This is a genomic window from Sphingorhabdus sp. (genome assembly GCF_044239665.1).
In the GTDB taxonomy this organism is placed as follows: domain Bacteria; phylum Pseudomonadota; class Alphaproteobacteria; order Sphingomonadales; family Sphingomonadaceae; genus Sphingorhabdus_B.
The window spans coordinates 1-26,613 of record NZ_JBIIBA010000006.1; the positions used below are offsets into that span (position 1 = coordinate 1).

Here is a 26,613-nt window from a genome sequence, read left to right on the forward strand (position 1 = left end):
TCCCACGACAATATCGTCGACCTCTGCTGCGAGGCGTGGAACAAACTCATAGATCAGCCTTGGCGCATTATGACCATCGGCCATCGTAAATGGGCCAGTGAGTTGTGATCAATGCAGGTTGGTATTATATCCTAAAGCCTATCACGCCCCAGCGGCTCACTGCCGCATTGGGCATTGCTGCGGACAAGAGCATGGTGATGGGCGAACTATATCCATTGACCGAAAAAATTAGCCGACCGTTGGCGTTTGAGGAAATAGTCGGTTCCGCACCTGCGTTTCGATCGGCACTAGCGATCGCAGCCAAGGCGGCACGCAGTCGCGCACCAATTTTCATCGAGGGCGAACATGGCGTTGGCAAGGAAGTCGTCGCCGATGCCATTCAGGCCGCTAGCCCGCGCGCAAAGTTGCCATATCTGAAGGTAAATTGCGGCTCGATCCCCGCTACTTTGCTGAACTCTGCTCTCTTTGTGCATGAAAAAGGTGCTTTCGCCGGTGCATTTGACCGCCATATTGGTATTTTCCAACAGGCCGAAGGCGGAACAGTGTTTCTAGATGAAGTCGACAAGCTTCCCTGTGAAACACAAATCCGGTTGGTCCGCTTACTCACGCATGGCGAAATCTCACCCGTTGGCGCGTCCCATAGCTACCGCATGGATATACGCCTGATCTCGGCCAGCAACTATACCCTCTCCGACCGGCTGGAGACGGGCGAGTTTCGGGAGGACCTGTATTACCGGCTGAATGTCGTCCAGCTCATGCTTCCGCCGCTGCGCGAACGCACATTCGACATTCCTGCCTTGGCGCGCCATTTCCTTGGCCGCATGGCAAGTCAGCCTGCCCTTCGTAGCTTGGGGATAACAGACGAAGCGCTTATCATGTTGCGCGGCTATGAATGGCCCGGCAATGTCCGCCAGTTGCAAAGCGCGTTGTTGCGCGCCGCCGTCTTGTGCGACCGCGACGCTCTGACGCCAGAGGCTTTTCCGCAGATTTCCGAAACTGTCGCCGTTCCCCGATATGGTGGGTCCGCTGGTGCTGGTTCAAATGACGGTATTGGCGTCACCTTATATGAACATGACGGCAACATGCGTCCGCTTGAAGAAATTGAGGCCGACGTCATCCGGCTAGCTATCGGTCATTATAGCGGCCGAATGACAGAGGTAGCCCGCCGACTGGGCATCGGCAGGTCAACCTTGTACCGAAAGCTTGCAGACCTTGGGATCAGCGACGCCGCTTAGGGTGAGGACCTAGCTGCTTTTGCCAAGCAAAGCTTGCGTAATCCAAAAACCTACCAGCGAGGCAGAGCCTGTCAGAAATGTGCCCCAAATGATGTCGAGGATGGTGACTTTCATGCTCCACACTTTTAACGTGGCATAATTGGTCAAATCATAGGTCATATAGCAGAAAAAGCCCAACAAAGCGCCCCAGATAAGCGCAGTCTGCCACTTGCCGGTCAATAATGCTGGCCCGACCGCAAAGATCATCATGCCCAAGATATACAACAAATAGAAAATGATCGCTGGCCCCAAACGAAAACCATTTTTCATCATCATTTCGCCGATTTCTGGCTGATACAGCCGCGTGTACATGGTCCGCAGCCAGACGCTGTCTATGACCGCAAACGCTATGCCAGTTGCAATGTACCCAATGATATATTTCATTAGCATTTTAACACTCCTCTTGAAGGAGCGAAGTTGCCCGCCATTGGGCACAAGGTCAAGGCAGCCAAATGGCTGTAGACTATATAGGCGCCGTCAACGCCGCATCGCGAAGACCGCGCCAGACGCGAATAGCCTGTATGGTTTCAGCAGCATCATGAACGCGGACAATATGTGCGCCCTGCTCCACTGCTTTCATAGCGAGGAAGATTGAACCGCCAAGACGGTCTGCTGCCTCCGCCTCATTCGAGAGTGCACCAATTAATCTTTTGCGGCTTGCGCCAAATAATAAGGCGCAACCCAGTCCATGATAGATTGTCAGATTATTGATGATCGCCAGATTATTGGATAATGTCTTTCCGAACCCGATACCCGGATCGACCAATATTTTTTCACGCGCCAACCCTACAGCTTCGACCGCCGAAACCCGCTGTTCAAGCCAGTCGAACACATCGTATACGACATCATCATAATGACCGTCTTTATGCGGGTCGCTGCTTTGGCTCGGGGCGTGCATCAGCACCACAGGAACGTTGCTTTTGCGGGCGACGTCGACGGCGCGGTCGTCGTATAAAAGCGCCGAGATATCATTGATCATCGTCGCGCCAGCCTGCAATGCACCTTCCATCACGGACGCCTTGCGCGTGTCAATCGAGATTGCCGCTCCAGTTCCTGCCAGCCTGCGGATCAATGGCGCGACCCGATTGATCTCATCGCCTTCCCAGATCAGAGGTGCACCGGGCCGCGTAGACTCGCCGCCAATGTCAATGATAGCCGCACCAGCGCGCGACATGGCGAAGGCCGCTTCGACAGCAATTTCCGGGTCTAAATTCTTGCCCCCATCTGAAAAGCTGTCTGGGGTCGCATTGATAATCGCCATGACATGCGGCTGATCAAACCTAATTATATGCGCGCCCAACTGCAGCGCAGCGCGCGGGGCCGTTATGCGGCCAAGCAGCAGCGCACACCGTTCGCGCGCAGACTGCGGCAGTGCCGCCGCAAATTCATCCCATTTGCGAACAGGCACCAACTGCCGCTGCGTCGATGTTATGTCGCGTGTGATATATTCGATTTGCGAGAACCACAGCATGGTTCCGGCCAAACGCAAGCTTTCACCTTCGTGCCGCTGGGGACTTTCGACAAAGCCAGTGGGACGAAGATAGATTTTTGTCACGGCTCGGTTGCGAGCAAATAAGTTTGGCGCAGGTCGTCAATCGGCTTCATTGCGCCATCGGCGGCGGCATAATGCCAATAGGTCCAACCGTTGCAACTTGGGGCGTTTTGAATGCTCGAACCGACTTTGTGGATCGATCCGTCGACGACACCGCAGATGATAGAGCCATCGGCGCGCACGATCGCTTCAAACTGACGCTTACGGTCAAACAATTTTGTGCCGGGATTGAGATAACCAGCCTCGACCAATTGGCCAAAGGCAACCTTTGGCGCAGACTTTGGTGATTGCATGGTTTTGATGGCGCTTTCGTCCAAAGGCAATGCTGCCGCAATGCGCTCCTCAGCGACTTCACAATATACGGCTTCGCGCTCGCAACCAATCCAGTCACGGCCAAGACGGCGGGCTACCGCACCGGTTGTGCCTGTTCCGAAAAACGGATCAAGTACCACGTCACCTGGTTTCGTACAGGCCAGCAATATACGGTACAACAGTGCTTCGGGCTTTTGCGTGGGATGCGCCTTCACCCCATTGCGCTTCAACCGTTCCTGACCGCCACAAATCGGGATCAACCAATCGGACCGCATTTGAAGTTCGTCATTCAACGTCTTCATCGCGCGATAGTTGAAGGTATATTTCGACTTCTCGCTTTTCGACGCCCAGATCAGGGTTTCATGGGCGTTGGTGAAGCGTGTGCCCTTAAAATTGGGCATCGGGTTCGACTTGCGCCAGACGATGTCGTTCAAAATCCAATATCCGGCATCCTGCACCGCCGTGCCAACGCGAAAGATATTGTGGTAGCTGCCAATCACCCAGAGCGAGCCATTGGGCTTCAAAATACGCCGCGCCTCGGCAAGCCATTCGCGGGTGAATTTGTCATAAATGGCAAAGCTTGCAAATTTGTCCCATGCATCGTCAACGGCATCAACTTTGCTATTGTCTGGGCGCAATAAATCACCGCCAAGTTGCAGATTATAGGGCGGATCGGCAAAGACCATGTCGATCGAGCAATCAGGTAAGGAGCGCATGGCCGCAATGCAGTCCATCCGCAAAATCTGATTACGCGGCAGGTCATGTGCCGGTGCCAGCTTCGCTGTTGTTGCTGGTCTAATTTTCTCAATAACACCCATTGCCTGCTCCCGTTGGCGCTTACTAAGCTGCGATGAGTCAGCACGGCCCTTTGGTCAAGGTCGTTGATGGCTCGGGATTCCTCAGAATAATGAACATGATGCCATCATATAGGCGGAACGAAACGAGTCCGGCACAATATGTGGAGTCTCGCGAATCTAGGCAGACTCAACCCCTAGTGGTGTTACCCGAAGGACTCACTGCGCAAAAAAAATTACAGCAAAAGCATTTGTGCGACCGGCGCGAAGCTTCTGCGATGCAATGGTGTCGGACCATGCTCACGCAGCGCGGCCATATGGTCGGGCGTGCCATAGCCTTTATTCTTTTCCCAACCATAATGCGGATGTTGTTGTGCCGCTGTGTACATCATCCGGTCGCGATGTTCTTTGGCGATGATCGAGGCCGCCGAAATACACGGTTCAATCGCATCGCCACCGACGATAGCCCGCGCTTCCCAGCGCCATTCGGGACGGCGGCCCGCAGGCGTCATATTACCATCGACCAACACTTCAAGCGGATCGCAGCCAAGTTTCGCGCACAAGGCATCCACCGCCAAGGTCATGGCCAGCATCGTTGCGCCAAAAATATTCAGACGGTCAATGTCCTCGACTTCGACTACACCCACCGCCCATTGACAACGGCGTTTGATCGTGGCTTCCAACTCCGCACGGCGCGCGGCAGTTAGTTTCTTGCTATCATCCAGTCCAGGCGGACGTGGTTTCGACAATAAAACGGCAGCCGCCACCACCGGCCCTGCAAGCGGCCCACGCCCGGCCTCGTCGACGCCGAAAATCATAACTGCCAAGCAGGATAACGCCGGTTTTCGCCAGCTTTGTAAAGGCACACAATATTGCCCGAAGGATCCAGCAAGCGCGCCTCACGCCAGCCCCAGCTTTCGTCCTGCGGCAACTGTTCAAACGCATAGCCTTGACTGACGAGTTCTGTCACCCACGCGTCGAGGCGCTTGCTTTCAAAATAAATTATGGTCGATGTCGCGATATCGTCACGTTGATAAATGGACAAAGTGACGCCATTGGGCGCTTCAAATCGCGCATAGCCGTTGGACGGGCTATCGACGATTAACGAAAGCCCAAGCGCCTTATAAAAATTGACGGACGCCGCATACGTGCGACACCCCACGGCCACATGGTTGAGCGACGGGCCAGCGACCATAGCGTCCTCACGCACCGATTGATGCCCCATCGGGCCATGACCTTGCCCAAGCCCCGGCGCATCGCGCAAAGCAAGCCGCACAAACAAGCGCGCGCGCTCTATGGCGAGGACAAGATCCATCCCCTGCCCCAAGCCTGTTGCGATAGCGGTGGCCAAACTACAGCCAGTGCCATGTGTGCTGCGCGTCTGTATCCGCGTATCGCGCCAGCTTTCACTCTGCCCCGGTGCGAGATGCAGTTCGTCGATAATCTCATCCCCGTCCGCATGACCGCCCTTCAACAACAACGGAAACCGCCGCGCGAGCAAGGCATCCTTGCCGCCCAAAGCTTCCATCTCCGGGAGATTAGGCGTGGTGAGCGTGGCCAACCGCATCAGCCGTTCAAATGCCGAAATGGTATCGGCATCGGCCAGCATGGCACCGCTAGTGGCAACCATAACGGGGTCGAATATGATTGGGCAGGATAGATCCGAAAGACAGTCCGCAACAGCATGCGCGGTGTCGGCATTGCCAATCATCCCAATTTTAACAGCGTCTACGCCAATGTCGCTCACGACTGCGCTAATTTGGTCAATCACCATTTGCGTCGGGATCATGTGTACCGCATCGACAGCAATCGTGTTTTGTGCGGTAATCGCGGTCACCGCCGTCATGGCATGGCCACCTAGCATGGTGACCGTTTTGATATCTGCTTGGATACCTGCGCCACCGCCACTATCGGACCCAGCAATAATCAATATACGGGCGGGTGCGCCGTTAAGCATCAGGATGCCGCGGCCCTGACTGCGTCGCAAATGCCATCAACAATACGCTCAACCTGCGCGGCGTCATCGCCCTCTGCCATCACGCGGATAACCGGCTCAGTCCCCGACGGGCGGATCACCAAACGGCCATTGCCCGCCAGTTCGGCTTCGGCCTTTGCAATGACAGCCTGCACTTCTGGGTTATCCAGTGGCTTGCCGCCGGAAAAACGAACATTTTTCAGCAATTGAGGAACGGGATCGAACAGGTGCAGCACTTCGCTCGCCGGCTTCCCGCTGGCGACAAGCTGGGTCAGCACCTGCAACGCGGCAATGGTGCCATCGCCTGTCGTGGCGTGGTCCAACATGATCATGTGGCCCGATTGCTCACCGCCGACATTGATGCCGTGCTTGCGCATTTCTTCAAGAACATAGCGGTCACCCACTTTCGCGCGAATGAGGCGCAAGTCCTGTTTTTCCAGATAGCGTTCAAGGCCCAAATTGGACATCACCGTCGCGACAATGCCTCCGCCAGTCAGTTTGCCGCTGCGGTTCATGGCACCGCCAAGTAATGCCATGATCTGGTCGCCGTCAACGACGCGGCCATGTTCATCAACAACGATCAAGCGATCCGCATCGCCATCAAGGGCGATACCAATATCGGCGCCCGCAGCGACCACGGTCTCCTGCAACGTCGTGACATGCGTTGAGCCAACCTTGTCGTTGATATTCTTGCCATTGGGCGCAATACCAATTGACGTGACTTTGGCCCCAAGTTCCCAAATCGCAATCGGCGCGACTTGATATGCCGCACCATTGGCGCAATCGAGCACCACATGCAGTCCGTCGAAGCGGATATGTTCGGGTACCGACGCCTTGACTGCGTGGATATAGCGGCCCCGGCTGTCTTCAATACGCCGCGCACGACCGACATCAGCCGCATCCGCCAGTGCGAGCGGCGCATCCAGCAAAGCCTCAATCGCCAGCTCGTCCGCGTCCGACAACTTAAAGCCATCGGGACCGAATAGCTTGATGCCATTATCCTCATACGGATTGTGACTGGCCGAAATCATCACGCCCAAATCCGCGCGCATCGACCGTGTTAGCAAAGCAACAGCAGGCGTCGGAATCGGACCGAACTGAACGACATCCATGCCAACACTGGTGAAACCAGCGACTAGAGCATTCTCAATCATATAGCCGGACAATCGCGTATCCTTGCCGATGACGACGCGATGCTTGTGTCCACCGCGCAGGAAATGCGTGCCTGCGGCTTGGCCAACCTTCATAGCCATTTCCGGTGTCATGGCACCAACGTTGCTGCGACCGCGGATGCCGTCTGTTCCGAAATATTTGCGCGCCATGTACGTTCCTGCTCTTTTGCGGTTGTTCAATGATTTTTCCGCATTGCTATCCCTCTCCCTTGCATAGGGAGCGACGGGCTGGCAAGACCCGATGCTATGTCTAACGCTACACGTATTCTTCTCGCCCTCATCATTGGGCTTGCTCTTGGAATTTTTGCCGCCGCGATAGTCCCTATCATTGGTACGCAAATTGCTTATTGGCTCGATATTGTCGGCTCCTTATGGCTTAACGGTCTTCGGATGACCGTCGTGCCATTGGTCGTGGCACTGCTCATTACCGGTATTGTCAAAAGCGCCGAGGCGGCGCGCGCTGGTCCCATGGCTGCACGAACCGTCACTTGGATTGTCGTCATGATGGGGCTTTCTGCGGCCATGGGCGCCGCGTTGACGCCGACATTGCTGTCGTTATGGCCGATGCCATCGGAAAGCGCAGCCGCGTTACGCGCCGCGCTTACAGGCGTTCCAGCTGTGGCAGAGCAGCCTCCGTTGCGCGACTTTCTTGTGGCGCTGGTGCCGACCAATCCTATTGCCTCTGCCGCCAATGACTCGATCCTGCCGCTTTTGATCTTCACGTTGGTTTTTGCTTTTGCGGTAACGCGCCTCACGCAAGGCCCAAGGGCGCAAATGGCCGGATTTTTCAGCGCGCTCGCCGATGCCATGGTCATCGTCATTGAATGGGTGCTGAAACTCGCACCCATCGGCGTATTTGCTTTGGCCTTTGTCGTCGGCGCACGATCCGGGCTCGCGGCATTGGGCGCAGTTGCCCATTATATCGTCACGGTTTCCATCGTCGGCATTATCGTCGGCGGCTTTGCCTATCTGGTCGCGGTGTTTGCCGGCAAGGTTAGCTTGCGCGAATATGCACGGCAGATCGCGCCGGTGCAGGCCTTTGCGGTATCGACCCAATCGTCACTGGCCAGCTTGCCGCTCATGTTGAAAAAGGCAGAAGCGCTTGGCGTGCGGGAATCGACCGCTGGCTTGGTCCTGCCCATGGCCGTTGCTTTGTTGCGCGTCACGGGTCCGGCCATGAACTTGGCGGTCGCTTTATATGTTGCGAACTGGTTTGGGGTGGAGCTCAGCGGCTTCGACTATGGTTTCGCAATCTTCATCGCTGCATTAACCTCCATGGGCGCAGTGAGCCTGCCCGGCTCGGTTAGCTTCGTAACGTCCATCGCGCCTATCTGTCTCGCGCTTGGCATTCCCATTGAACCTTTGGCTCTGTTGATTGCTGTTGAAACACTGCCCGACATATTCCGCACCACCGGCAATGTGCAAATGGACGTGGCGCTTGCAACCGCAATTGAGGCATCTGAAAAGGATAAAGCCAATGCAATATCGTGAGCTGGGCCATGGCTTAAAGGTATCTGCACTCGGCGTTGGCTGTATGCCCATGATCAAGGGCGGCAACATCACATATGGCGAAGATGCCGACCCGGATGAAGCGGTCAAGACGATCCACCGCGCTATCGACCTTGGCATCAACTTTTTCGACACGGCGCAGATTTATGGCCCGTTCCAGAATGAGGAACTGGTCGCCCAAGCGATTAAGGGCAAGCGCGATGGCCTCATCATCGCTAGCAAATTCGGTTTCAAATTTGACGGCGGCAATATTGTTGGCGTCGACGGCTCGGCTATCAATGCCAAGGCTGCGGTTGAAGGCACGTTGAAACGCCTCGGCATCGATTGCCTTGACCTATATTATCAACACCGCGTCGATCCCAATGTGCCGATTGAAGAGACCGTCGGCGCGATGGCGGAGCTGATCACCGAAGGGAAAATAAAGCATATCGGGCTGTCCGAAGCGGGTCCAGAAACGCTGCGCCGCGCGGCTGCTGTTGCGCCGATTTCTGCGTTGCAAAGCGAATATTCGCTGTGGGAGCGGGATATTGAGGATGAGATTCTGCCAACTTGCCGGGCGCTCGGCATTGGCTTTGTCCCTTACTCGCCGCTTGGTCGCGGTTTCCTGACTGGCGCGTTCCGAAGTCTTGATGAATTGCCGGAAAATGACTGGCGGCGGCAGGACCCGCGTTTTCAGGGTGACAATTTCGCCGCCAATCTTGCCATTGTCGACGTTGTGGGTGAAATTGCCGCGAAGCATGACGCATCACACGCACAAATCGCGCTGGCATGGATATTGGCGCAAGGCAAAGACATCGTGCCCATTCCCGGCTTCAAACGCCGTGTGACAATGGAGGACAGCGCGAAGGCTTGCGACATTGCGCTTGATATGGATGATCTTGCCAAGCTAGATGCAGCCGCCCCGCGCGGTGGCACGTCAGGTCCGCGTTATGGCGCGCAGGGTATGAAGATGGTTCGGCTGTAGGCCAAAAATTAACCGCCGAACCAGCGGAACAGGCCAGCGCCGCCCACGCCCCAATAAGGGTGCGCCCATGTCGCGATGGTCCAGATCAAAATGCCTACGACCCAGGGGCCGATGCCCGCGCGCAACAATGCAGCGGGACGGACAACGAAATGCGTGCGGCGTAGCCACTGTGCCCACTGACCACCCATCAGGCTGCGCTTCTTAATTTCTTGCGCCTTCGAACCAGCCAAGGCCAAGAATATAAGACTGCCTGCGAAGATGAAATTGTCGATGCGCGGTGCGACAAGAATATGCCCCACGCCCCATAAAGCAAAACCCCACATCATGGGGTGGCGGGTTGCCTTAAATACCCCCGAGGGCGTTTGCGCGGCCAGCGCGCTGGGCACGCCAGGAAGCGAGGGATTGCGGATGAACGAGCCCGCAAACAGCACCGCAGCAACCAAACTAAGCACGCTCGCAACTATCCAGACGACGTCACCCACAGGCCAAAAACCATCGGCCTTAGGCGCGCGTCCGAATGCGATAATCATCCACACAAATGTAATCAGCGAAACGACCGAGTAGACGGCCATAAACCCGTTTGCACCGAACCGGCCGACAAGTGATGCCCGGAACGGATGCGACATCAGAAAATGGCTCCCGACGAACAACATGCTCGCCGCAACCAATGCTAGATAATCGCCCAACACGCCAGCTCCTGCCCCCAGATAGATTGCCCCGTTATGCTGTCAGAAAATCAACGGTCATATGCCTTTGGCAAATCCCCTTCCGTGGGGCGCGCATAACGGTCACGCAGACGATTCTGACGATTGGTGAGCGGTTGTTCGACACCGTCGATGATGACCGTAATGGCAGCACTGGAAAGTTCGAGCGGGTCGCCATCCCACAGCACGACGTCTGCCGCCCTACCTGCTTTCAAGCTACCAAGACGATCGCCTATGCCCATAATCTCGGCAGGAACCGAACTGATCGCGGCAAAAGCCTCATCCCATGTCAGACCTGTTGCACCGGGCACATATTGAAGGCTTACAATATTACCCGCATATTGCGTTGTGTAGCGCAATTGGTGGGAATCTCGGTCGTTGATCATGCCAATGGCAACCTGAACGCCAGCATCCTTCATACGACCAATATTGCTTTGCGTCGCACCCAGCATTTCAAATGTTGCGGGCAAATCATTGAGTGCGGACGCGATGACAGGAATCCCAGCCTGTGCGAGTTCGCGGGCGACCCGCCAACCTTCGCTCACGCCCACAAATACCATTTTAATTGCGGGAAAATCTCGCTTCAACTCCATAAGGCGAAGCATGTCATTTGCCCCTTCAACATGGATCAGCAAACGGGTTTCACCGCGAAGGACGGACAGCAACGCCTTGGCATCCTCCGCCTTCAACAAATCGTCATCAAACGTACCACGTCCAGCCGCATAATCTTGGGCCTCACGTAGCATGGCGCGGAAGTGCAGATGCGTTCCTGCACGGCTTCCACCCGCAGACGCGGCCCCTTCTTCACCGAACTCTGCAAATTGGAACGCACGGGCTTTTGTCACCGGGTTACTATCTGCGCCAAGATCGGCAATTGCGCCCTGGCCTGCAAAGATATTACCCGCAGCCTCCGGTGCAACCACAGCGCGGGTTACACCCGCCGCACGGTTGACGGCAAAAGGCGAACGAAACGGATCAATGGCAGGCGCAACGTCGATAGCGGCGGAAAACCCACTACGCCCGCCGCTCTTGTCATTGGTGCCGTTGACCGCGTCCACTTCGGCTAGTCCAAGCCGGGTGAAACCAGCAAAGACACCGGGCGTCACCCATTTACCTGTGGCATCAATCTGGCGCGCGCCAGATGGTATGGCCACATTTGCGCCGGCGGCAACAACTTTACCGTCGCGGATAACCACAGTGCCACCTTCAATCGGCGCACTGCCATCCCCGACCACGACGCGGCCACCCGTGATGGCAATAGTTTCGGCGGCAACAGGCGTTGCAAAGGCTGCCAAAGCAGCAGCGGCATAGAGGAAATGCCTCATTTCACATCTCCTTCACCGGGTTGGCCAAGTTCAAAATCGCTGACCGGACGTATCTTGGGGTTGCTTGCATCAAACATCAGCGCACCATCGATCCATACCTTGTCAGGACGGGCGTAAACGCTCAACGGGTTGCCGTTCCACAACACAAGGTCAGCCATTTTACCGGCCTTCAAGCTGCCTGTTTTGTCTGCTATGCCCAGCGCCTTGGCAGGGTTGTAGGTCAACCATTTGATGACGTCCGCATCGCTGATGTTGAAACCCATCCGACGGCCATCCGCTTGCGCCTTTGCCGCTTCTTGGTTCAAACGCTGTATCTGATTTTCATCATCAGAGTGGATGACGACGCAAGCGCCTGTATTATGCAGGATGGCTGCGTTTTCCGGAATGGCGTCATACGCCTCCATCTTAAAGCCCCACCAATCAGCCCAGACGGCGGAACACACGTCATTGTCGCGCAGCAGATCCGCTATTTTGTAGCTTTCTACCGCATGGTGGAATGTCGATACCTTATAGCCAAATTCCTTGGCCATATCGAGGACGATCGCCATTTCGTCCGCGCGGTAGCAGTGGTTCTGGATCGAGATGTCACCATCCAATACACCAGCCAATGTTTCCATGCCGATATCGCGGGTATATTCTTTGCCGCTGTCGCGCTTTTTCTTATATTCCTGCGCCTTAATCCAGGTCTGCCGGTTCACCGCGATGTTGCCCATGCGTGTTGATGGCATCCGCCCCTTGCTTCCGTAAACCCGCTTCGGATTTTCACCGCAGGCCATTTTCATACCATAAGGCGCGTCGGGGAACTTCATGCCTTGGACGGTACGGGCATAGACGTTTTTCAGGACGACCGACCGGCCGCCCATGAGGTTGGCTGAACCCGGCAATACCTGCAGCGCCGTCACGCCGCCATTGGCGAGTGCGCGGCTGAAACCTGGGTCTTGCGGCCATACGCTATGTTCGGCCCATACTTCGGGCGTCGTGGGCGATGTAGCTTCATTGCCGTCGCTATGCGCCTCAACTGATGGCGTGGGATAGTCACCCAAATGAGAGTGAATATCGATGATGCCAGGCGTCACAAACTTGCCAGTGCCGTCAACCACATTCACGCCCGCCGGAATGTTCGTGTCTGCGCCGCCAACGCTGCTGATCTTACCGCCAGACATGAACACCACGCCATTGTTGATCTTGCCGCCTTCGCCATCATATATAGTGACGTTACGAATGGCCGTCGCAACACCGGGATAGGCCTTATATGTTGACGGAAACGGCGCGGGAGCCTTTTCCGCTGGCTTCACCGCAGGGGTTGCGGAAACGGTCTTTGGACCCTCGGCGTTGGAACACGCCATCAGGGCCAGTGGAGCGGCCAGGATCGACCAGCGCAAATTGCTCTTCATATGCTTATGCTGCCTTTTCTTCTGCAGTGTCTTCGTCCTTGAGCGTGTCAAGGTGCATCAGTTTCTTGATAAGTGGGGAAATGACGACAACAGCTACGCCGACGCCAATCGCGATCCAGCCAATCTGGCTATAGACGGCCATCACGACTTCACGTCCTGCGCCTTCGCCAGATGCCGCTTCTGATCCCGTTGCCGAAGCGATCAATCCCGCAACAAAGTTCCCAGTTGCCGATGCAAAAAACCACGTTCCCATGATCAATGATGCAAGATGTGCAGGCGCAAGCCGGTTCATCGCGCTTAGGCCTACAGGCGACAAGCACAACTCGCCGGTCGTGTGGAACAAATAAATCAGGAAGATGAACAATACAGGCACCATGCTGTCTGCACCCGCCGCAGCCGAACCGGCCACAAGGACGAGAAAACCAATGCCGAGCTGCACAATACCAAGGCCGAATTTCGCCGCAGCCGACGGTTCAAGTCCCTTACGGCCAAGAGATGTCCATAGCCATGCAAACAATGGAGCAAGCATAACAATGTAGATGGCGTTTAAGGATTGGAACACCGACGCCGGAACGCCCGCGCGATCCACATGACGGTCTGTAAACAGGTTTAAAGAAGAACCAGCCTGTTCAAACAAAGCCCAGAACAGGATCGAGCCGATAATCAAGAACATCGCCGCAAAAATGCGGTCACGGTCATGTGGCTCAAGTTTACGCACCGCTGTCCACAAAACATAACCAACAAGAATCGCACCAGCGATGCCAAGCAACGTGCCAACAACGCTTTGGTTTTGAACCAACCACCAGCAAATAACCACAGCCACAAGGCCGACAAGATATAGCAGCCATTCCAACTTTATACCTAAAACGGTCTTGTTCAACGCTTCAGGGTTTAACGGCTCGCCACGTCCCAACAGCAACGGCTTGAATACGACAAATACAATGAGGCCAAGCAACATACCGACGCCGGCAGCGCCAAAACCGTATGACCAGCCATAGGTTTCGCCCAGATAGCCGCAGAGCAATGCGCCCAGCGCAGCGCCCAGGTTAATGCCCATGTAGAAGATGGTGTAAGCACCATCGCGACGTACGTCTGTGCGTGGATATAATTGACCCACAATAACCGAGATGTTTGCTTTCAGGAAACCTGAACCCACAATAATAAACGCCAGCGCAAGCCAGAAGATATTCAAGGAGGCAGCATCCTGTCCGCCGGTTCCTTCAAAGCCCATCAAAAAATGCCCGAAGGTTAGCAATACAGCACCATAGGTCACGGCCTTTCGCTGCCCAAGGTAGCGATCCGCTAGATACCCACCCAGCACCGGCGTAATATACACCAACGCCGTGTAGGCCCCGTATATGACGCCGGAATCTTCATCCGAAAACAACCAGTGCTTGGTCAGATAGAAAATCAGCAGTGCGCGCATGCCGTAATAGGAAAAACGCTCCCACATCTCGGCAAAGAATAATACAAAAAGACCTTTGGGATGGCCAAGGAATGTCCCTGCTGCATCTCCATCTTGCGCATATGATGTCGCCATCGAGCGAACCCCTCATCCTTGTTATGTTTAAAATCCCGTGAAAGGGACGATTGCGCCGGAACCTACCGAAAAAATTGCGTGTGTGAAGAATTTTATTGCCGAAGGGGTCGAATTTCGTCGAAGGGTGCGGAATGTTCAACGATCTTTCTTCTGTTCCCGCCTATCTTGAAAGCCGCCGCTCTGGCAAGCCACGCGATATGGTTGCGCCTGGCCCCGACGCGGCGAAGCTTAACCTGATCTTACAAACGGCGATGCGCACGCCCGACCATGGCAAATTATTCCCATGGCGTTTTGTCGAGATCACCGACCGATCGGCCTTTGCGGACCTATTAAGAACAGCATTCTGCGCAGCGAACCCCGAGGCTCGCCCTGCGCAAATTGAAGCTGCGATTGCCCCGGCGCATATGGCCCCAACCCTCATCCTGCTGATATTTGCCCCGCAACCAAGCCTGAAAATTCCGCTGTGGGAGCAGGAGATGAGCGTCGGCGCGGTTGGCATGAATTTACTGCATGCGGCACATGCGCACGGCTTTGTCGGTAGTTGGATCACGGGATGGGTAAATTACGACCCTGTGGTTCACGCGGCCCTGTGTCAGGACGATGAAAAGATGGCCGGAATGTTCTTCATCGGCACCCCAGCGCTCGCGCTTGAAGAACGCCCACGCCCCGTTCCAAGCGACATCATCCGCGCATGGCCGTAATTACGTAGATTCACCTGTGCTTGACGCGCCATACTGTATTATGGCAGTAAGTATGTGATGAAAAATGATGCAAAACCAGTCTATCTAAAATTGCGTGACGTGATTGCTGCGGCGATCCTCGACGGCAAATATAAAGAAGGGGAAATGCTGCCCTCTGTGCGTGCATTTGCAGCGGTTCAGGGTGCAAATCCGCTGACTGTGGCCAAGGCCTATCAATTATTTCAAGACAGCGGCTTGGTCGATGTCAAACGTGGCGTTGGCCTGTTTGTGGCCCGTGGCGCCACTGCAAAGCTGCGGAGTTTTGAACGCGACCATTTCGTTCAGAATGTTTGGCCCGACGTAAAAGCGCAGATGCAGCGCGCAGGCATTGATCCAGCAGAGTTGCTCGCGCTGACCTAGGCCTGACCCTAAGCCCTTCATGGGGGCTATCAGGCAAGTTGATCAAAGGTAAATGGTGACATACCTCTTTCGCGTTCGTTGAATACTAGCACCCGTCCAGCGGGCGGCGCACTTCTTTGAGAGCATTCTGGCCGGGTACACGCTGAACAGCCAAGCCCGATGGCCGTCGCCATGCCATTTTTAAGGTCTAAACCACGGGCAGCGGCCAATGGTGCGGCAAGCTTTGCATCCAAGCCAAGGCAGATCGCGAACTCGGCCTCCACGCTGCCGCTCACCGCGGTTTGTGGGTGCACGGTACGCGACAAAGTGAACCAGCGACTGCCGTCCTCTAACTCCACCAAATGCGGCATCAACGTCCCGGGCCGCGCAAACACATTATGCACATGCCATAAAGGGCAACGCCGGTCCGTCTCCACCAAAGGCGATGCGCTTGCACCCGCGTAGCGCTTGCTGCTTTGCCCCGCTTTATCAATGCGCAACATGAAAAACGGCAGGCCGCGCTGCCCGACACGCTGCAACGTCGTTAGGCGATGGGCAATTTGTTCAAAACCTGCGCCGAAGCGTCGCTGCAACAGTATGATATCATAACCCGTAGCTTCGCAGGCGCGGAGGAAGCGCGCATAAGGCATCATAACAGCGGCAGCGAAATAGCTGCTTAAATGGCGACGATAGAGCCGTTCAGCGGCCCGTTCCGGGAAGGATGCTCCGGCAACCAGCGCATCAATCTCCGCCTTTGCTTCCAACGTGCCAAGCTGCAACGCAGCGGCAAATGTGCGGCTGGCAGGATCAAGCAACTCGGATAATTGCAACTGCCGTGCGTGCAGGTCAAGGCGACGGAGCCTGTCTGGCATAACGTCAAATGGCAAAATGCGTATGGAAAGCTGATGCTTTACGCGAAGCCGTTCGGTAATCGCGCCATATAGATCCGCATTGGCGAGCCGCAATTCGTCGGCAAGGGTCTCAGCCTGCGAATCCAAATCGGCGAAATGGTTGCGCCAGCGTTCAATTTCGCGCCGCGCCGATGCGATGGCTTCAGGTTCAATCTGCGCGCCGCCCGCTGCAGCAGTCGCCCCGCCGTGCGAACCACCGGAAAGGCGGTCAAATGCGCGGGCAAACGCCTCTACCGCATCCGGGCTTGCGGCAATCCATTCTTCGACTTGCGCCCGGTCAATGGCGAGGTCAGCAAATATCGGGTCACTAAGCCGGCGCCGGATGGCATCAACGCCCCCACCCGGCGTTGCACCCGTCAATGTACGCGGGTCGAAGTCATAAGACTGCGCCAGTTTCAATAACAAGGTCGCGGTCAGCGGCCGTTGATTACGTTCAATCAGATTGAGATATGACGGCGAAATCGCAAGCGTATCAGCCATTGATCCCTGAGTAAGACCATAAGCGCGGCGGATCCTGCGCACAGCATGTCCTGCAAATAGTTTTTCTTCGGCCATCGCACTCTTGTCAATAACATTACAACATTACAAATAAACGATAGAGTTTTACGACGATAACACAACAAATATTACAAAATTGGCTCGGCTTTTCCGCGCAAGTGGCAGAGAAGCAGGTGATAGCTCCCCACGAATGAAGGAATAGAACATGTCATATCAGACACTGATTGCCACAAACAGCGCGCAAATTGCCGCGCATAACGGAACGTGGGATTCCATCAGCGCCGAATCCGTCGCACGGATGCAGTTGCAAAACCGATTCCAGACAGGTCTCGATATCGCCCGCTATACCGCCAAAATCATGCGCGACGACATGGCGGCCTATGATGCTGATCCCGCGCAATACACACAATCGCTGGGTTGCTGGCACGGGTTCATCGCGCAGCAAAAGATGATTTCCATCAAAAAGCATTTCGGAACCACGAAGAAGCGTTATCTGTATCTGTCAGGTTGGATGATTGCCGCATTGCGCAGCGAATTTGGCCCCCTGCCCGACCAGTCTATGCATGAAAAGACAAGCGTTCCTGCGCTTATCGAAGAGCTCTACACATTTTTGCGCCAAGCCGACAGCCGCGAACTCAACATCCTCTTCCGCGACTTAGACGATGCTCGCGGACAGCAGGACACAGCGCGCGCATCCGCCATCATGGACAAAATTGAAAACCATGAAACACATGTCGTGCCGATTATTGCGGACATTGATGCGGGCTTCGGCAACGCAGAAGCCACATATTTGCTTGCAAAGAAGATGATTGAGGCTGGTGCCTGCGCACTCCAGATCGAAAACCAAGTGTCGGACGAAAAACAGTGCGGTCACCAAGACGGAAAAGTTACCGTGCCGCATGAAGATTTTCTTCAGAAAATCCGCGCCTGCCGTTATGCATTCCTCGAACTCGGCGTGCCAGATGGCATCATCGTTGCGCGCACCGACTCGCTTGGGGCGGGCCTGACCAAGCAGATCGCCGTTTCAACCGCCGCCGGTGACTTGGGCGATTTGTACAACAGCTTCCTCGATTGTGAAGAAATAAACCCCGCCACGGCGCAAAATGGCGACGTCATTTTGAACCGGAACGGAAAGTTGCTGCGGCCAAAGCGTTTGCCATCCAACCTGTTTCAGTTCCGCTCAGGAACTGGCGAAGACCGGTGCGTATTGGATTGCATCACGTCGCTTCAGAACGGTGCCGACCTCATCTGGATCGAAACCGAAAAGCCGCACATCGAACAGATTGCCGGCATGGTTGACCGTATCAGGGAAGTCGTACCGAATGCAAAACTGGCGTATAACAATTCGCCAAGCTTTAACTGGACGCTGAATTTCCGGCAGCAAGTGTTTGATGCTTGGTCCGCCGAAGGTCAGGACGTTTCGGCCTATGAACGCGCAAACCTGATGAGCGCAAGCTATGACGAGACGCCTTTGGGGATTGAGGCGGATGTCCGTATCCAGAACTTCCAGCGCGATTCCGCGAAGCGTGCCGGCATTTTCCACCATCTGATCACGCTACCGACCTATCATACAGCGGCACTTAGCACGGACAATTTGGCGAAAGATTATTTCGGCGAAATGGGCATGCTGGGCTATGTTGCTGGCGTTCAGCGCAAGGAAATCCGTCAGGGCATCGCTTGCGTCAAGCACCAGAATATGTCGGGTTCCGACATTGGTGATGATCATAAGGAATATTTTGCCGGTGAAGCTGCGTTAAAGGCGGGCGGCAAAGACAATACGATGAACCAATTTGGCCAAGCCGCGTAAGGAGCGATCGATATGGGAGAGCCACCACGCGCACGTGCGGTCCTTTCGACCGAGGACCTGACGCTGCTTCGCCAAGCATTGCTGCATTATCTTGAGGTTATTCAGGACAAGCCTGAATCCGTCAAATTCGCGCGGCTATATCACCGGCTTGGTAGCGCTGGCGGCAAATAGCCAGCCTATCTATTTCAGTTTTCCTGGGGAGGAAAACAACTCACCGTCGGCAGCAATGCCGGCGGTTTTTTGTTGTCCTATCGCGTGCGATATTTCCTGTTATTGCGCAGTCCAGCCGCCATCGACCGACAGGTTTGTGCCGGTAATCGCGCTTGCCTCATCCCGGCATAAAAACACCGCAAGCGCGGCCAATTGCTCCACCTGCACAAATTTCTTCTGTGGCTGATTGGCCAGCAGGACGTCGTTGATCACTTGATCCCGCGTTAGCCCGCGGGCTTTCATGGTATCGGGAATTTGGTTCTCGACCAACGATGTCCAGACATAGCCCGGGCAGATGTTATTCACTGTGATGCCTTGCGTCGCCACTTCAAGCGCGACCGTTTTGGTAAAGCCTGCAAGGCCATGCTTTGCGGCATTATAGGCCGATTTGAAAGGCGATGCGACGAGGCTATGCATCGATCCTGTGTTGATGATACGGCCCCAGCCCTTGGCCTTCATAGCGGGCAAAGCGGCCTTTGTGGTGTGGAATGCCGAGGACAGGATGATCGACAGAATCGCATCCCATTTGTCCTCCGGAAATTCGTCAACTGGCGCAACATGCTGAATTCCGGCATTATTGATCAAAATATCAGGCGATCCCAATAGGTTGGTGCATTCGGAGACCATAGCTCGGATGCTGTCGGGTTGAGTCATGTCGGCTGCGGAATAATGCGCCTTTCCGCCGCTCACCTTGCTGAGTTCGGCAACATAGCTTTGGATCAAGTCGGCATCGCCGAACCCGTTTATCATCACATGCGCCCCTTGCGCCGCCAGCGCACGGGCATAGCCCAATCCGATGCCGGAGGTTGAACCCGTGATAAGTGCTGTTTTGCCTTCGAGGAACATATGAGCATGCCTTTGCAATTTGGATGGCGCTGTCTTGCGCAATGCGACGCTAAACGCAATGTTCCATCAGGACAATATGCGGCGCGACGACCGTCCCCCCTAAGCAGAAAAGCATACGCCCCTTGATCGGGTAGATCATCCAAATGCATGCAATTATGCGCAAGGTCTGTATAAGACCAAAATGCGTTTAAAAGATTGCCATAATGTTGCCGATTTCCGCCGTTTAGCAGAATCGCGCCTGCCCTCACCGATCTTCAATTACATCGATGGCGCCGCCGACGATGAACGGACAAAGACGCGCAACACGTCGGCATTTGACGATTGCGATCTGGTGCCCAATGTCTTGGCTGGTGTGTCGGAAATCGACATGGGCGTGACTGTGATGGGACAGCGGATTGATATGCCGCTGATGCTGTCCCCTACCGCCTTGCAGCGCCTGTTCCACTGGCAAGGCGAACGTGCGGTCGCCTCCGTTGCGCAGCAACATAACACTTGGTTCGGTATCTCCTCATTGGCCACCGTCAGCATTGAAGAAATCGGCGCGGCCATCAAAACGCCCAAATTGTTCCAACTCTACATCCACAAGGACAAGGGGCTGAACGCATCGATGATCGAACGCTGCAAAGCGGCGAAGTTTGATGCAATTGCGTTGACGGTCGACACGATCGTTTCGGGAAACCGCGAACGGTGCCTGCGTAGTGGCTTCACCTCGCCGCCGCGTTTCACACCCGCGTCGGTGTTAAGCTATGCCATCCACCCGCAATGGGCGCTAAATTATCTATTCCGCGAAAAATTTGCGCTGCCCAATTTGCAGACCCATGTCGATGCGGGCACCAATGTCGCGGTATCGGTCGCGGAATATTTCAATACTATGCTCGATACATCGATGGACTGGAAAATGGCGGAAAAGGTGCGTTCGGATTGGGGCGGTGAATTTTGCCTGAAAGGCATCATGTCCGTCGACGATGCGAAACGCGCGGTCGACATTGGCGCAACCGCGATCATGGTGTCCAACCATGGCGGACGGCAATTGGACGGCTCGCGCTCCCCGTTCGATCAAATAGCCGAAATTGCCGATGCCGTAGGTGGCAAGATCGACATCATCTGCGACGGCGGCGTGCAGCGTGGCAGCCATGTTTTGAAGGCGCTGGCCGCAGGGGCCACGGCTTGCTCGGGCGGGCGGCTCTATCTGTATGCCTTGGCCGCAGCGGGACAACCCGGCGTCGAACGCATCGTCGGCAAATTGCGTGACGAAATTGCACGCGATATGCGGTTGATGGGGGTGACATCACCGGCGCAACTTGACCGGTCCATGCTGCGCTGGCGCTAAGCCGAACTCATCAGAAACCAGATAGCGATACCTGCTAATAAAACGGCAAAGACGCGGCGGACGACGCGCGCCCTGTTCCCAGCAGATATCCATCCATGCGCTTGCGCCGCGAGTGCAACGATGACGAGATGCACAAAGGTGGCAATCGCGACATAGCTTGCAGACAGCAAAGCCGTTTGCGGCGTAACTGGCGCGCTTTGCGTGATATACGCTGGCAGAACCGTGATGAAGAACACCGCTGCCTTGGGGTTCAACATGTTCAACAACAGCCCATGGCGAAACCATGCACCGAGCGCATTTTTGCTTACGCTATCCGTTATGGGTTCATCTTTGCCCGCCCATGTTTTCCAAGCCAGCCAGAGCAAATAGGCGACACCTGCATATCGTAACAGGCTGAACATCGCTGGGGAACGCGATGCCAACGCCGCAAGGCCGACTGCCGATGCCGCAGCCAGTATCGCGAGACCAAGCGCAATCCCTGCTACTGCGGCAAATCCAGACCTTTTGCCCTCGCTCGCGCTGGTCAACGCCAACCACGCCATATTTGGGCCAGGGGTTAGCTCGATCAGCATTGTCGTCACGAGGAAAGGTATGAAAAGTTCGGTGATCACATCACCGCATATCGCACGGCACGCAGAAATAGTCGATTGCGCTTGGCTTTGTTGGGATAAGCCACCATCTACGCGCTATGACTTCCTTCTCTTTTCTTGATCTGGTGCCTGTTGTGGAAGGCGGAACGGTCGCAAGCGCGCTTGCTTATGCGGCTGATCTTGCGGCACATGCCGAAAAACTTGGCTTCACACGTTATTGGGTTGCCGAACATCATGGCATGCGCGGCATTGCCGGTGCCGCGACCAGCGTTGTCATCGGGCATATTGCGGCGGCGACCCAGACCATGCGCATTGGCTCCGGCGGCATCATGCTGCCCAACCATTCCCCCTTGGTCATCGCGGAACAGTTTGGCACTTTGGATGCGCTCTATCCGGGCCGGATTGATCTGGGGCTTGGCCGCGCGCCGGGTAGTGACCAACGCGTTGCCGCCGCGATCCGGCGGACGCTTGATAGCGATCCCAATGCCTTCCCACGCGACGTGATGGAATTGCAAAGCTATTTCGCCGATGATGGTAAAACGGGTATCGTCGCCACGCCCGGGGCAGGCGCCCATGTCCAACTCTACATTTTGGGCAGCAGCCTCTATGGCGCGCAAGTGGCCGCCGCTTTGGGCCTGCCCTTCGCCTTTGCCAGCCACTTTGCGCCGCAAATGCTGGATGAAGCCCTGCACATCTACCGCAGCCATTTCCGCCCAAGCGCCGTGCTTGACGCGCCACATGCCATAGCCGCGTTCAACATCATCGCTGCTGACACAGATGCAGAAGGGGAATTTTTAGCGAGCTCGCTCATGCAAAGCTTCGTTGCCCTGCGCACCGGCAACCCGCGCCAATTGCCGCCACCCGTAGAAGGCTATGTCGCGTCGCTTCCCCCGCATTTTGCATCGGCGCTGCATGATGTTCTGTCCGCCAGCGCGATTGGTGCAGCCGACACCGTAAAATCGGCGGTGCAGGCGTTTCAGGCGCGAACACAGGCCGACGAAATCATCGTCGCTTGTTCGGTTTTTGATCATGAAAAGCGCAAACGGAGTTTGGAGATTACGGCGGAGGTATTTGCGCGGCTATAACGGGGTGGGCTAATTAGGCTTTGCCGCGCAAGCCGACAATCATCGTGCAAGCCTTCACTACGTGATAGGCCCCAGCCTCCGCTGGGGCGACCTAGAGTTTGTTGACTTGGGTAATTTTCCCAACCCAACGTCGCACCAGCGAAGGCTGGTGCCTATCGCGCCTATCGGTTTACACAAGCCCCAGACGCGCTACACTGAAACGCGGGACAGGCCCCAGCCTTCGCTGGGGCGACGTGGGAGCTTATCTGATGGCAAAGGGCGGATATGTCTACATCATGGCCAGCGGCCCGCACGGCACGCTCTACATCGGCGTGACAGCCAACCTCCCGCGCCGGATTTGGGAGCATAAGAGCTACCTAGGCTCAGAATTCTGTAAAGAAAATGGCTGTAAGATTTTGGTCTATTATGAAGCTTTTGATGACATCGAAGACGCCATCAACCGGGAAAAAGCCATGAAGGTTTGGAAGCGCCGATGGAAAACAGAGTTGATAAGCAGGGCTAACCCCGATTGGCGGGACTTGTATGAAGACCTGAACAGATAGCCACCAACCCCACGTCGCCCCAGCGCAGGCTGGGGTCCATCGCATCTACCGGTTTACACCGCGATCCAAGGCGCTAAACTGAAACGCGTGATAGGCCCCAGCCTACGCTGGGGCGACGTAGTGTTTATTTGCTGGGTTCGTTTTCGACACATACCGCAGTACCAGCCTATGCTGAGGCAACGTGGACATTTTATGGCTGTCTAATTTCCCAAAACCACCGTCGCACCAGCGAAGGCTGGTGCCTATCGCGCCTATCGGTTTACACAAGCCCCCGACGCGCTACACTGAAACGCGGGATAGGCCCCAGCCTGCGCTGGGGCGAAGTATCCTTTGCGGTTCCCGCTATCGAACCCTCAATACACCCGTGGCTTTGGCTTAATATACTCGACATCATCGGTCAGCGTATAATCATGCACCGGGCGATAGTCGATTGTGACCTTACCACCGGAACCGCCCCAACCGTCAAACCATGACGCGGTGTGCTTCATCCAATTGGCATCATCGCGCTCGGGGAAATCTTCGTGCGCATGGGCGCCGCGGCTTTCCTTGCGGTTGTTGGCGCTTTCGACCGTACAAACCGCCTGCGCCATCAGGTTATCAAGCTCAAGCGTTTCGATAAGGTCGGTGTTCCAGATCAAGCTGCGGTCGGTGACATGGACGTCGGCAAGACGCTGGTTCACCTTCTGCATTTCAACCACGCCTTCTTCCAACAACGCAGTGTCGCGGAAAACGGCGGCATGTTTTTGCATCGTGCGCTGCATTTGCAAACGGATCTCGGCAGTCGGTGATCCGCCCTTTGCATTGCGGAACTTGTCGACGCGGGCCAGTGCGAGGTCTGCGGCGTCCTTTGGCAGTGCCTTATGCGGAGCACCTGGCGTCAACGATGATTTCAGATGCAAACCAGTTGCGCGACCAAATACGACCAAGTCGATCAACGAGTTCGACCCAAGGCGGTTCGCGCCATGCACCGAAACGCAGGCCGCTTCGCCAACGGCATAGAGGCCAGGAACGATGACTTCAGGATCGTCACCAACCTTGGTCACAACTTGGCCATGATAATTGCACGGAATGCCGCCCATGTTGTAGTGAACGGTCGGCGTCACGGGCAGCGGCTGACGTGTCAAATCGACGCCAGCGAAAATCTTTCCGCTTTCGGTAATGCCGGGCAAACGCTGCGCCAATACCGCTGGGTCGATATGATCGAGGTGCAGGTAAATATGGTCCTTATGTTCGCCAACGCCGCGCCCTTCGCGCATTTCAAGCGCCATGGAGCGGCTGACCACGTCGCGTGATGCCAAATCCTTCGCCGATGGGGCATAACGCTCCATAAAGCGTTCGCCTTCGCTGTTGGTCAGATAACCGCCCTCGCCGCGTGCGCCTTCGGTAATCAGCACGCCAGCGCCATAAATACCCGTTGGGTGGAACTGGACAAATTCCATATCTTGCAATGGCAAGCCAGCGCGCAAGACCATGCCGCCGCCATCACCGGTGCAAGTATGCGCCGACGTTGCGGAGAAATAGGCGCGGCCATAGCCGCCGGTTGCCAACACGACTGCGTGGCTCTTAAACCGATGAATACTGCCATCTTCCATGCACATGGCGATGACGCCGCGGCATTCGCCATTTTCCATGATGAGGTCGAGGGCGAAATATTCAATGAAGAAATCCGCGTCATATTTCAGGCTTTGTTGATACAAAGCATGCAACATCGCGTGACCCGTTCGGTCGGCTGCTGCTGCGGTACGCTGTACCGGCGGGCCTTCGCCCATATTCTGCATATGGCCGCCAAAGGGCCGTTGATAGATAGTGCCGTCGGCGTTGCGCGAAAATGGCACGCCCGCATGTTCCAATTCATAGACCGCAGCAGGTGCCTCACGCACCATATATTCGATGGCATCTTGGTCACCGAGCCAATCGGAGCCCTTAACCGTGTCATACATGTGCCAGGTCCAATGGTCCGGCGAGTTGTTGCCAAGCGATGCCGCAATCCCGCCCTGCGCCGCGACAGTGTGCGAACGCGTTGGGAAGACCTTGGTAATGCAAGCCGTTTTCAAACCCGCTTCCGCACTGCCCATGGTAGCGCGCAGACCAGAACCGCCAGCGCCGACAACGACGGTGTCATATATGTGGTCAATAATCTTATAAGCGTCAGACATCAGGCGGGAGCTCCGGTAAATGCGAGTTTTGCGACGACGAAAATGCCGAACACGGCGCTGGCGATGACGTAAAAGTTCAAAAGCGTCATAGCCGCAAATTTCAAGCCGTCATCATGGACATAATCCTCGATCAACACCTGAAGGCCCAAGCGGGCATGCGCAAAGATATTGGCGATCATCAAGATCATCGGAACAGCAACCAATGGCTGCGCCAACCACTGCGCCAATGCAGCTTGGTCAAAACTTGGGATCATCAACAATGACGCGACAAACCATGTTGTCAGCAACACATTGCCAATCGCGGTCAAACGCTGCTTCAGCCAATGTTCACCGCCATGCTTGGCCGAACCCAAGCCGCGGACGCGACCAATATATGTTCTACTGTCCATCACAAAACTCCAAGAAAGCGCGATGCCACAAACAGGGCGACCAATGCAGTTGCAAAAATGGCTGCGATAAATGCAACCGATGCCCACAACCGGTTGGTCTTCAATTCATAACCAGCGCCAATATCCAGCACGAGGTGGCGCAGACCCGACGCCAAATGCTGAAAGAAGCTGAAAGTCACGGCCAAAGCCACGAGCCGGAAGAACCAGTTACTGGCGATTTGCAAGGCAGTACCATCGGCACCTGCCGAAACGACATATTGTTGGAACGTGGCATAGCTTTCTGCCCCGCCCCCAATAGCCGACAACCACCATAATAAAGTCATCATTCCGGCCGTCGCAAGAACAAAGCCTGTCGCACGGTGGAAGATAGAAATGGCCATTTGCGGCGACCAACGATACACCTGCAAATGCGGTGACAGTGGTCGGTTCGGGTTTTTCGCCATGTTTTCAGCGTCCTTCATATATGCAAGCGGTCGTCGTTGCGACGCTCTTTAATCAATTCATGCTGTGGTGCAAGACCTGCGCATTGCGAAACGCGCAATCGGCGAACCAATTTGTTTAAGCTCACGACCAGATAAATCCGCCATCGCGGCGTCAAAATGGCCTCAAACCTCAAAAGTGGATTTAACGGGTCCTGCTCCTAATAACTTTAGTT

General features: G+C 55.5%; 26 protein-coding genes. 10 read left to right on the forward strand and 16 right to left on the reverse strand.

Annotated elements, in window-relative coordinates; translation table 11 throughout:
• Window positions 1-104 precede the first annotated feature (104 nt).
• Window positions 105-1,235 carry a sigma-54-dependent transcriptional regulator gene (locus tag ACILP3_RS02960; protein ID WP_395615183.1) on the forward strand — a complete coding sequence of 377 codons (1,131 nt, stop codon included), beginning with the start codon at window positions 105-107 and terminating at the stop codon, window positions 1,233-1,235.
• A gap of 9 nt (window positions 1,236-1,244) precedes the next feature.
• Here the strand turns inward: ACILP3_RS02960 and ACILP3_RS02965 are convergent, their stop codons facing one another.
• The 6 genes from ACILP3_RS02965 to glmM form a co-directional block, all read right to left on the reverse strand.
• A complete protein-coding gene (locus tag ACILP3_RS02965) occupies window positions 1,245-1,664 on the reverse strand; it encodes a DUF2177 family protein (protein WP_395615184.1) in 420 nt (139 codons plus the stop codon).
• Between the two features lie 73 nt (window positions 1,665-1,737).
• Window positions 1,738-2,829, reverse strand: coding sequence for a dihydropteroate synthase (gene folP, locus ACILP3_RS02970; RefSeq protein WP_395615185.1), 1,092 nt, complete (start codon window positions 2,827-2,829; stop codon window positions 1,738-1,740).
• The gene (locus ACILP3_RS02975) at window positions 2,826-3,956 is read right to left on the reverse strand and encodes a site-specific DNA-methyltransferase (protein WP_395615186.1); all 1,131 of its coding nucleotides are present in this window, start codon (window positions 3,954-3,956) and stop codon (window positions 2,826-2,828) included. The genes folP and ACILP3_RS02975 overlap by 4 nt, the downstream gene beginning before the upstream one ends.
• 212 nt (window positions 3,957-4,168) lie before the next feature.
• Complete coding sequence (locus ACILP3_RS02980) at window positions 4,169-4,750, reverse strand: ribonuclease HII (RefSeq protein WP_395615264.1); 582 nt, start codon at window positions 4,748-4,750, stop codon at window positions 4,169-4,171.
• Window positions 4,747-5,889 (reverse strand): bifunctional hydroxymethylpyrimidine kinase/phosphomethylpyrimidine kinase, encoded by a 1,143-nt coding sequence (gene thiD / locus ACILP3_RS02985; protein WP_395615187.1) that lies wholly within the window; start codon window positions 5,887-5,889, stop codon window positions 4,747-4,749. Before thiD ends, ACILP3_RS02980 begins: the two co-directional genes overlap by 4 nt.
• Window positions 5,889-7,229 (reverse strand): phosphoglucosamine mutase, encoded by a 1,341-nt coding sequence (gene glmM / locus ACILP3_RS02990; protein ID WP_395615188.1) that lies wholly within the window; start codon window positions 7,227-7,229, stop codon window positions 5,889-5,891. Before glmM ends, thiD begins: the two co-directional genes overlap by 1 nt.
• Before the next feature lie 96 nt (window positions 7,230-7,325).
• Between glmM and ACILP3_RS02995 the strand changes: the two genes are divergently transcribed.
• Both ACILP3_RS02995 and ACILP3_RS03000 read left to right on the forward strand, forming a co-directional pair.
• Window positions 7,326-8,570: a dicarboxylate/amino acid:cation symporter gene (locus ACILP3_RS02995; RefSeq protein ID WP_395615189.1), complete on the forward strand. Its 1,245-nt coding sequence runs from the start codon at window positions 7,326-7,328 to the stop codon at window positions 8,568-8,570.
• Window positions 8,557-9,552 carry an aldo/keto reductase gene (locus ACILP3_RS03000; protein ID WP_395615190.1) on the forward strand — a complete coding sequence of 332 codons (996 nt, stop codon included), beginning with the start codon at window positions 8,557-8,559 and terminating at the stop codon, window positions 9,550-9,552. Before ACILP3_RS02995 ends, ACILP3_RS03000 begins: the two co-directional genes overlap by 14 nt.
• An 8-nt stretch (window positions 9,553-9,560) precedes the next feature.
• Here ACILP3_RS03000 and ACILP3_RS03005 read toward each other — a convergent pair whose 3' ends face one another.
• From ACILP3_RS03005 to ACILP3_RS03020, 4 genes are read right to left on the reverse strand one after another with little or no spacing between them, the layout of a single operon-like run.
• Window positions 9,561-10,238 (reverse strand): NnrU family protein, encoded by a 678-nt coding sequence (locus ACILP3_RS03005; protein WP_395615191.1) that lies wholly within the window; start codon window positions 10,236-10,238, stop codon window positions 9,561-9,563.
• 50 nt (window positions 10,239-10,288) lie between these two features.
• Window positions 10,289-11,581, reverse strand: coding sequence for an amidohydrolase family protein (locus tag ACILP3_RS03010; protein ID WP_395615192.1), 1,293 nt, complete (start codon window positions 11,579-11,581; stop codon window positions 10,289-10,291).
• Complete coding sequence (locus ACILP3_RS03015) at window positions 11,578-12,975, reverse strand: amidohydrolase (protein ID WP_395615193.1); 1,398 nt, start codon at window positions 12,973-12,975, stop codon at window positions 11,578-11,580. The genes ACILP3_RS03010 and ACILP3_RS03015 overlap by 4 nt, the downstream gene beginning before the upstream one ends.
• A 4-nt stretch (window positions 12,976-12,979) precedes the next feature.
• Entirely contained in the window at window positions 12,980-14,515 is a 1,536-nt protein-coding gene (locus ACILP3_RS03020) for a peptide MFS transporter (RefSeq protein WP_395615194.1), read from the reverse strand.
• Between the two features lie 131 nt (window positions 14,516-14,646).
• Here ACILP3_RS03020 and ACILP3_RS03025 point away from each other — a divergent pair, with 131 nt between their 5' ends.
• Window positions 14,647-15,216, forward strand: a complete 570-nt coding sequence (locus ACILP3_RS03025; protein WP_395615195.1) for a nitroreductase — start codon at window positions 14,647-14,649, stop codon at window positions 15,214-15,216.
• Between the two features lie 57 nt (window positions 15,217-15,273).
• Complete coding sequence (locus ACILP3_RS03030) at window positions 15,274-15,615, forward strand: GntR family transcriptional regulator (protein WP_395615196.1); 342 nt, start codon at window positions 15,274-15,276, stop codon at window positions 15,613-15,615.
• 29 nt (window positions 15,616-15,644) lie between these two features.
• Here the strand turns inward: ACILP3_RS03030 and ACILP3_RS03035 are convergent, their stop codons facing one another.
• Entirely contained in the window at window positions 15,645-17,060 is a 1,416-nt protein-coding gene (locus tag ACILP3_RS03035; protein ID WP_395615197.1) for a short-chain fatty acyl-CoA regulator family protein, read from the reverse strand.
• 148 nt (window positions 17,061-17,208) lie between these two features.
• Between ACILP3_RS03035 and ACILP3_RS03040 the strand changes: the two genes are divergently transcribed.
• Window positions 17,209-18,810: an isocitrate lyase gene (locus ACILP3_RS03040; RefSeq protein ID WP_395615198.1), complete on the forward strand. Its 1,602-nt coding sequence runs from the start codon at window positions 17,209-17,211 to the stop codon at window positions 18,808-18,810.
• 12 nt (window positions 18,811-18,822) lie between these two features.
• Entirely contained in the window at window positions 18,823-18,981 is a 159-nt protein-coding gene (locus ACILP3_RS03045; RefSeq protein WP_295491764.1) for a hypothetical protein, read from the forward strand.
• A gap of 99 nt (window positions 18,982-19,080) precedes the next feature.
• Here the strand turns inward: ACILP3_RS03045 and ACILP3_RS03050 are convergent, their stop codons facing one another.
• Window positions 19,081-19,866 carry a 3-hydroxybutyrate dehydrogenase gene (locus tag ACILP3_RS03050; protein WP_395615199.1) on the reverse strand — a complete coding sequence of 262 codons (786 nt, stop codon included), beginning with the start codon at window positions 19,864-19,866 and terminating at the stop codon, window positions 19,081-19,083.
• 181 nt (window positions 19,867-20,047) lie between these two features.
• Between ACILP3_RS03050 and ACILP3_RS03055 the strand changes: the two genes are divergently transcribed.
• Window positions 20,048-21,196, forward strand: coding sequence for an alpha-hydroxy acid oxidase (locus ACILP3_RS03055; protein ID WP_395615200.1), 1,149 nt, complete (start codon window positions 20,048-20,050; stop codon window positions 21,194-21,196).
• On the opposite strand, the gene ACILP3_RS03060 is transcribed toward ACILP3_RS03055, so the two are convergent.
• A complete protein-coding gene (locus ACILP3_RS03060; RefSeq protein WP_395615201.1) occupies window positions 21,193-21,807 on the reverse strand; it encodes a LysE family translocator in 615 nt (204 codons plus the stop codon). The two genes, ACILP3_RS03055 and ACILP3_RS03060, sit on opposite strands and share 4 nt — an antisense overlap.
• A gap of 77 nt (window positions 21,808-21,884) precedes the next feature.
• Between ACILP3_RS03060 and ACILP3_RS03065 the strand changes: the two genes are divergently transcribed.
• Complete coding sequence (locus tag ACILP3_RS03065) at window positions 21,885-22,871, forward strand: LLM class flavin-dependent oxidoreductase (protein WP_395615202.1); 987 nt, start codon at window positions 21,885-21,887, stop codon at window positions 22,869-22,871.
• Between the two features lie 248 nt (window positions 22,872-23,119).
• Window positions 23,120-23,413 (forward strand): GIY-YIG nuclease family protein, encoded by a 294-nt coding sequence (locus ACILP3_RS03070; RefSeq protein ID WP_395615203.1) that lies wholly within the window; start codon window positions 23,120-23,122, stop codon window positions 23,411-23,413.
• A 353-nt stretch (window positions 23,414-23,766) separates the two neighbouring features.
• Here ACILP3_RS03070 and sdhA read toward each other — a convergent pair whose 3' ends face one another.
• From sdhA to sdhC, 3 genes are read right to left on the reverse strand one after another with little or no spacing between them, the layout of a single operon-like run.
• Window positions 23,767-25,569, reverse strand: a complete 1,803-nt coding sequence (sdhA, locus tag ACILP3_RS03075) for a succinate dehydrogenase flavoprotein subunit (RefSeq protein WP_395615204.1) — start codon at window positions 25,567-25,569, stop codon at window positions 23,767-23,769.
• The gene (sdhD, locus tag ACILP3_RS03080; protein ID WP_395615205.1) at window positions 25,569-25,958 is read right to left on the reverse strand and encodes a succinate dehydrogenase, hydrophobic membrane anchor protein; all 390 of its coding nucleotides are present in this window, start codon (window positions 25,956-25,958) and stop codon (window positions 25,569-25,571) included. The genes sdhA and sdhD overlap by 1 nt, the downstream gene beginning before the upstream one ends.
• Entirely contained in the window at window positions 25,958-26,419 is a 462-nt protein-coding gene (gene sdhC / locus ACILP3_RS03085) for a succinate dehydrogenase, cytochrome b556 subunit (RefSeq protein ID WP_395615206.1), read from the reverse strand. Before sdhC ends, sdhD begins: the two co-directional genes overlap by 1 nt.
• Window positions 26,420-26,613 lie beyond the last annotated feature (194 nt).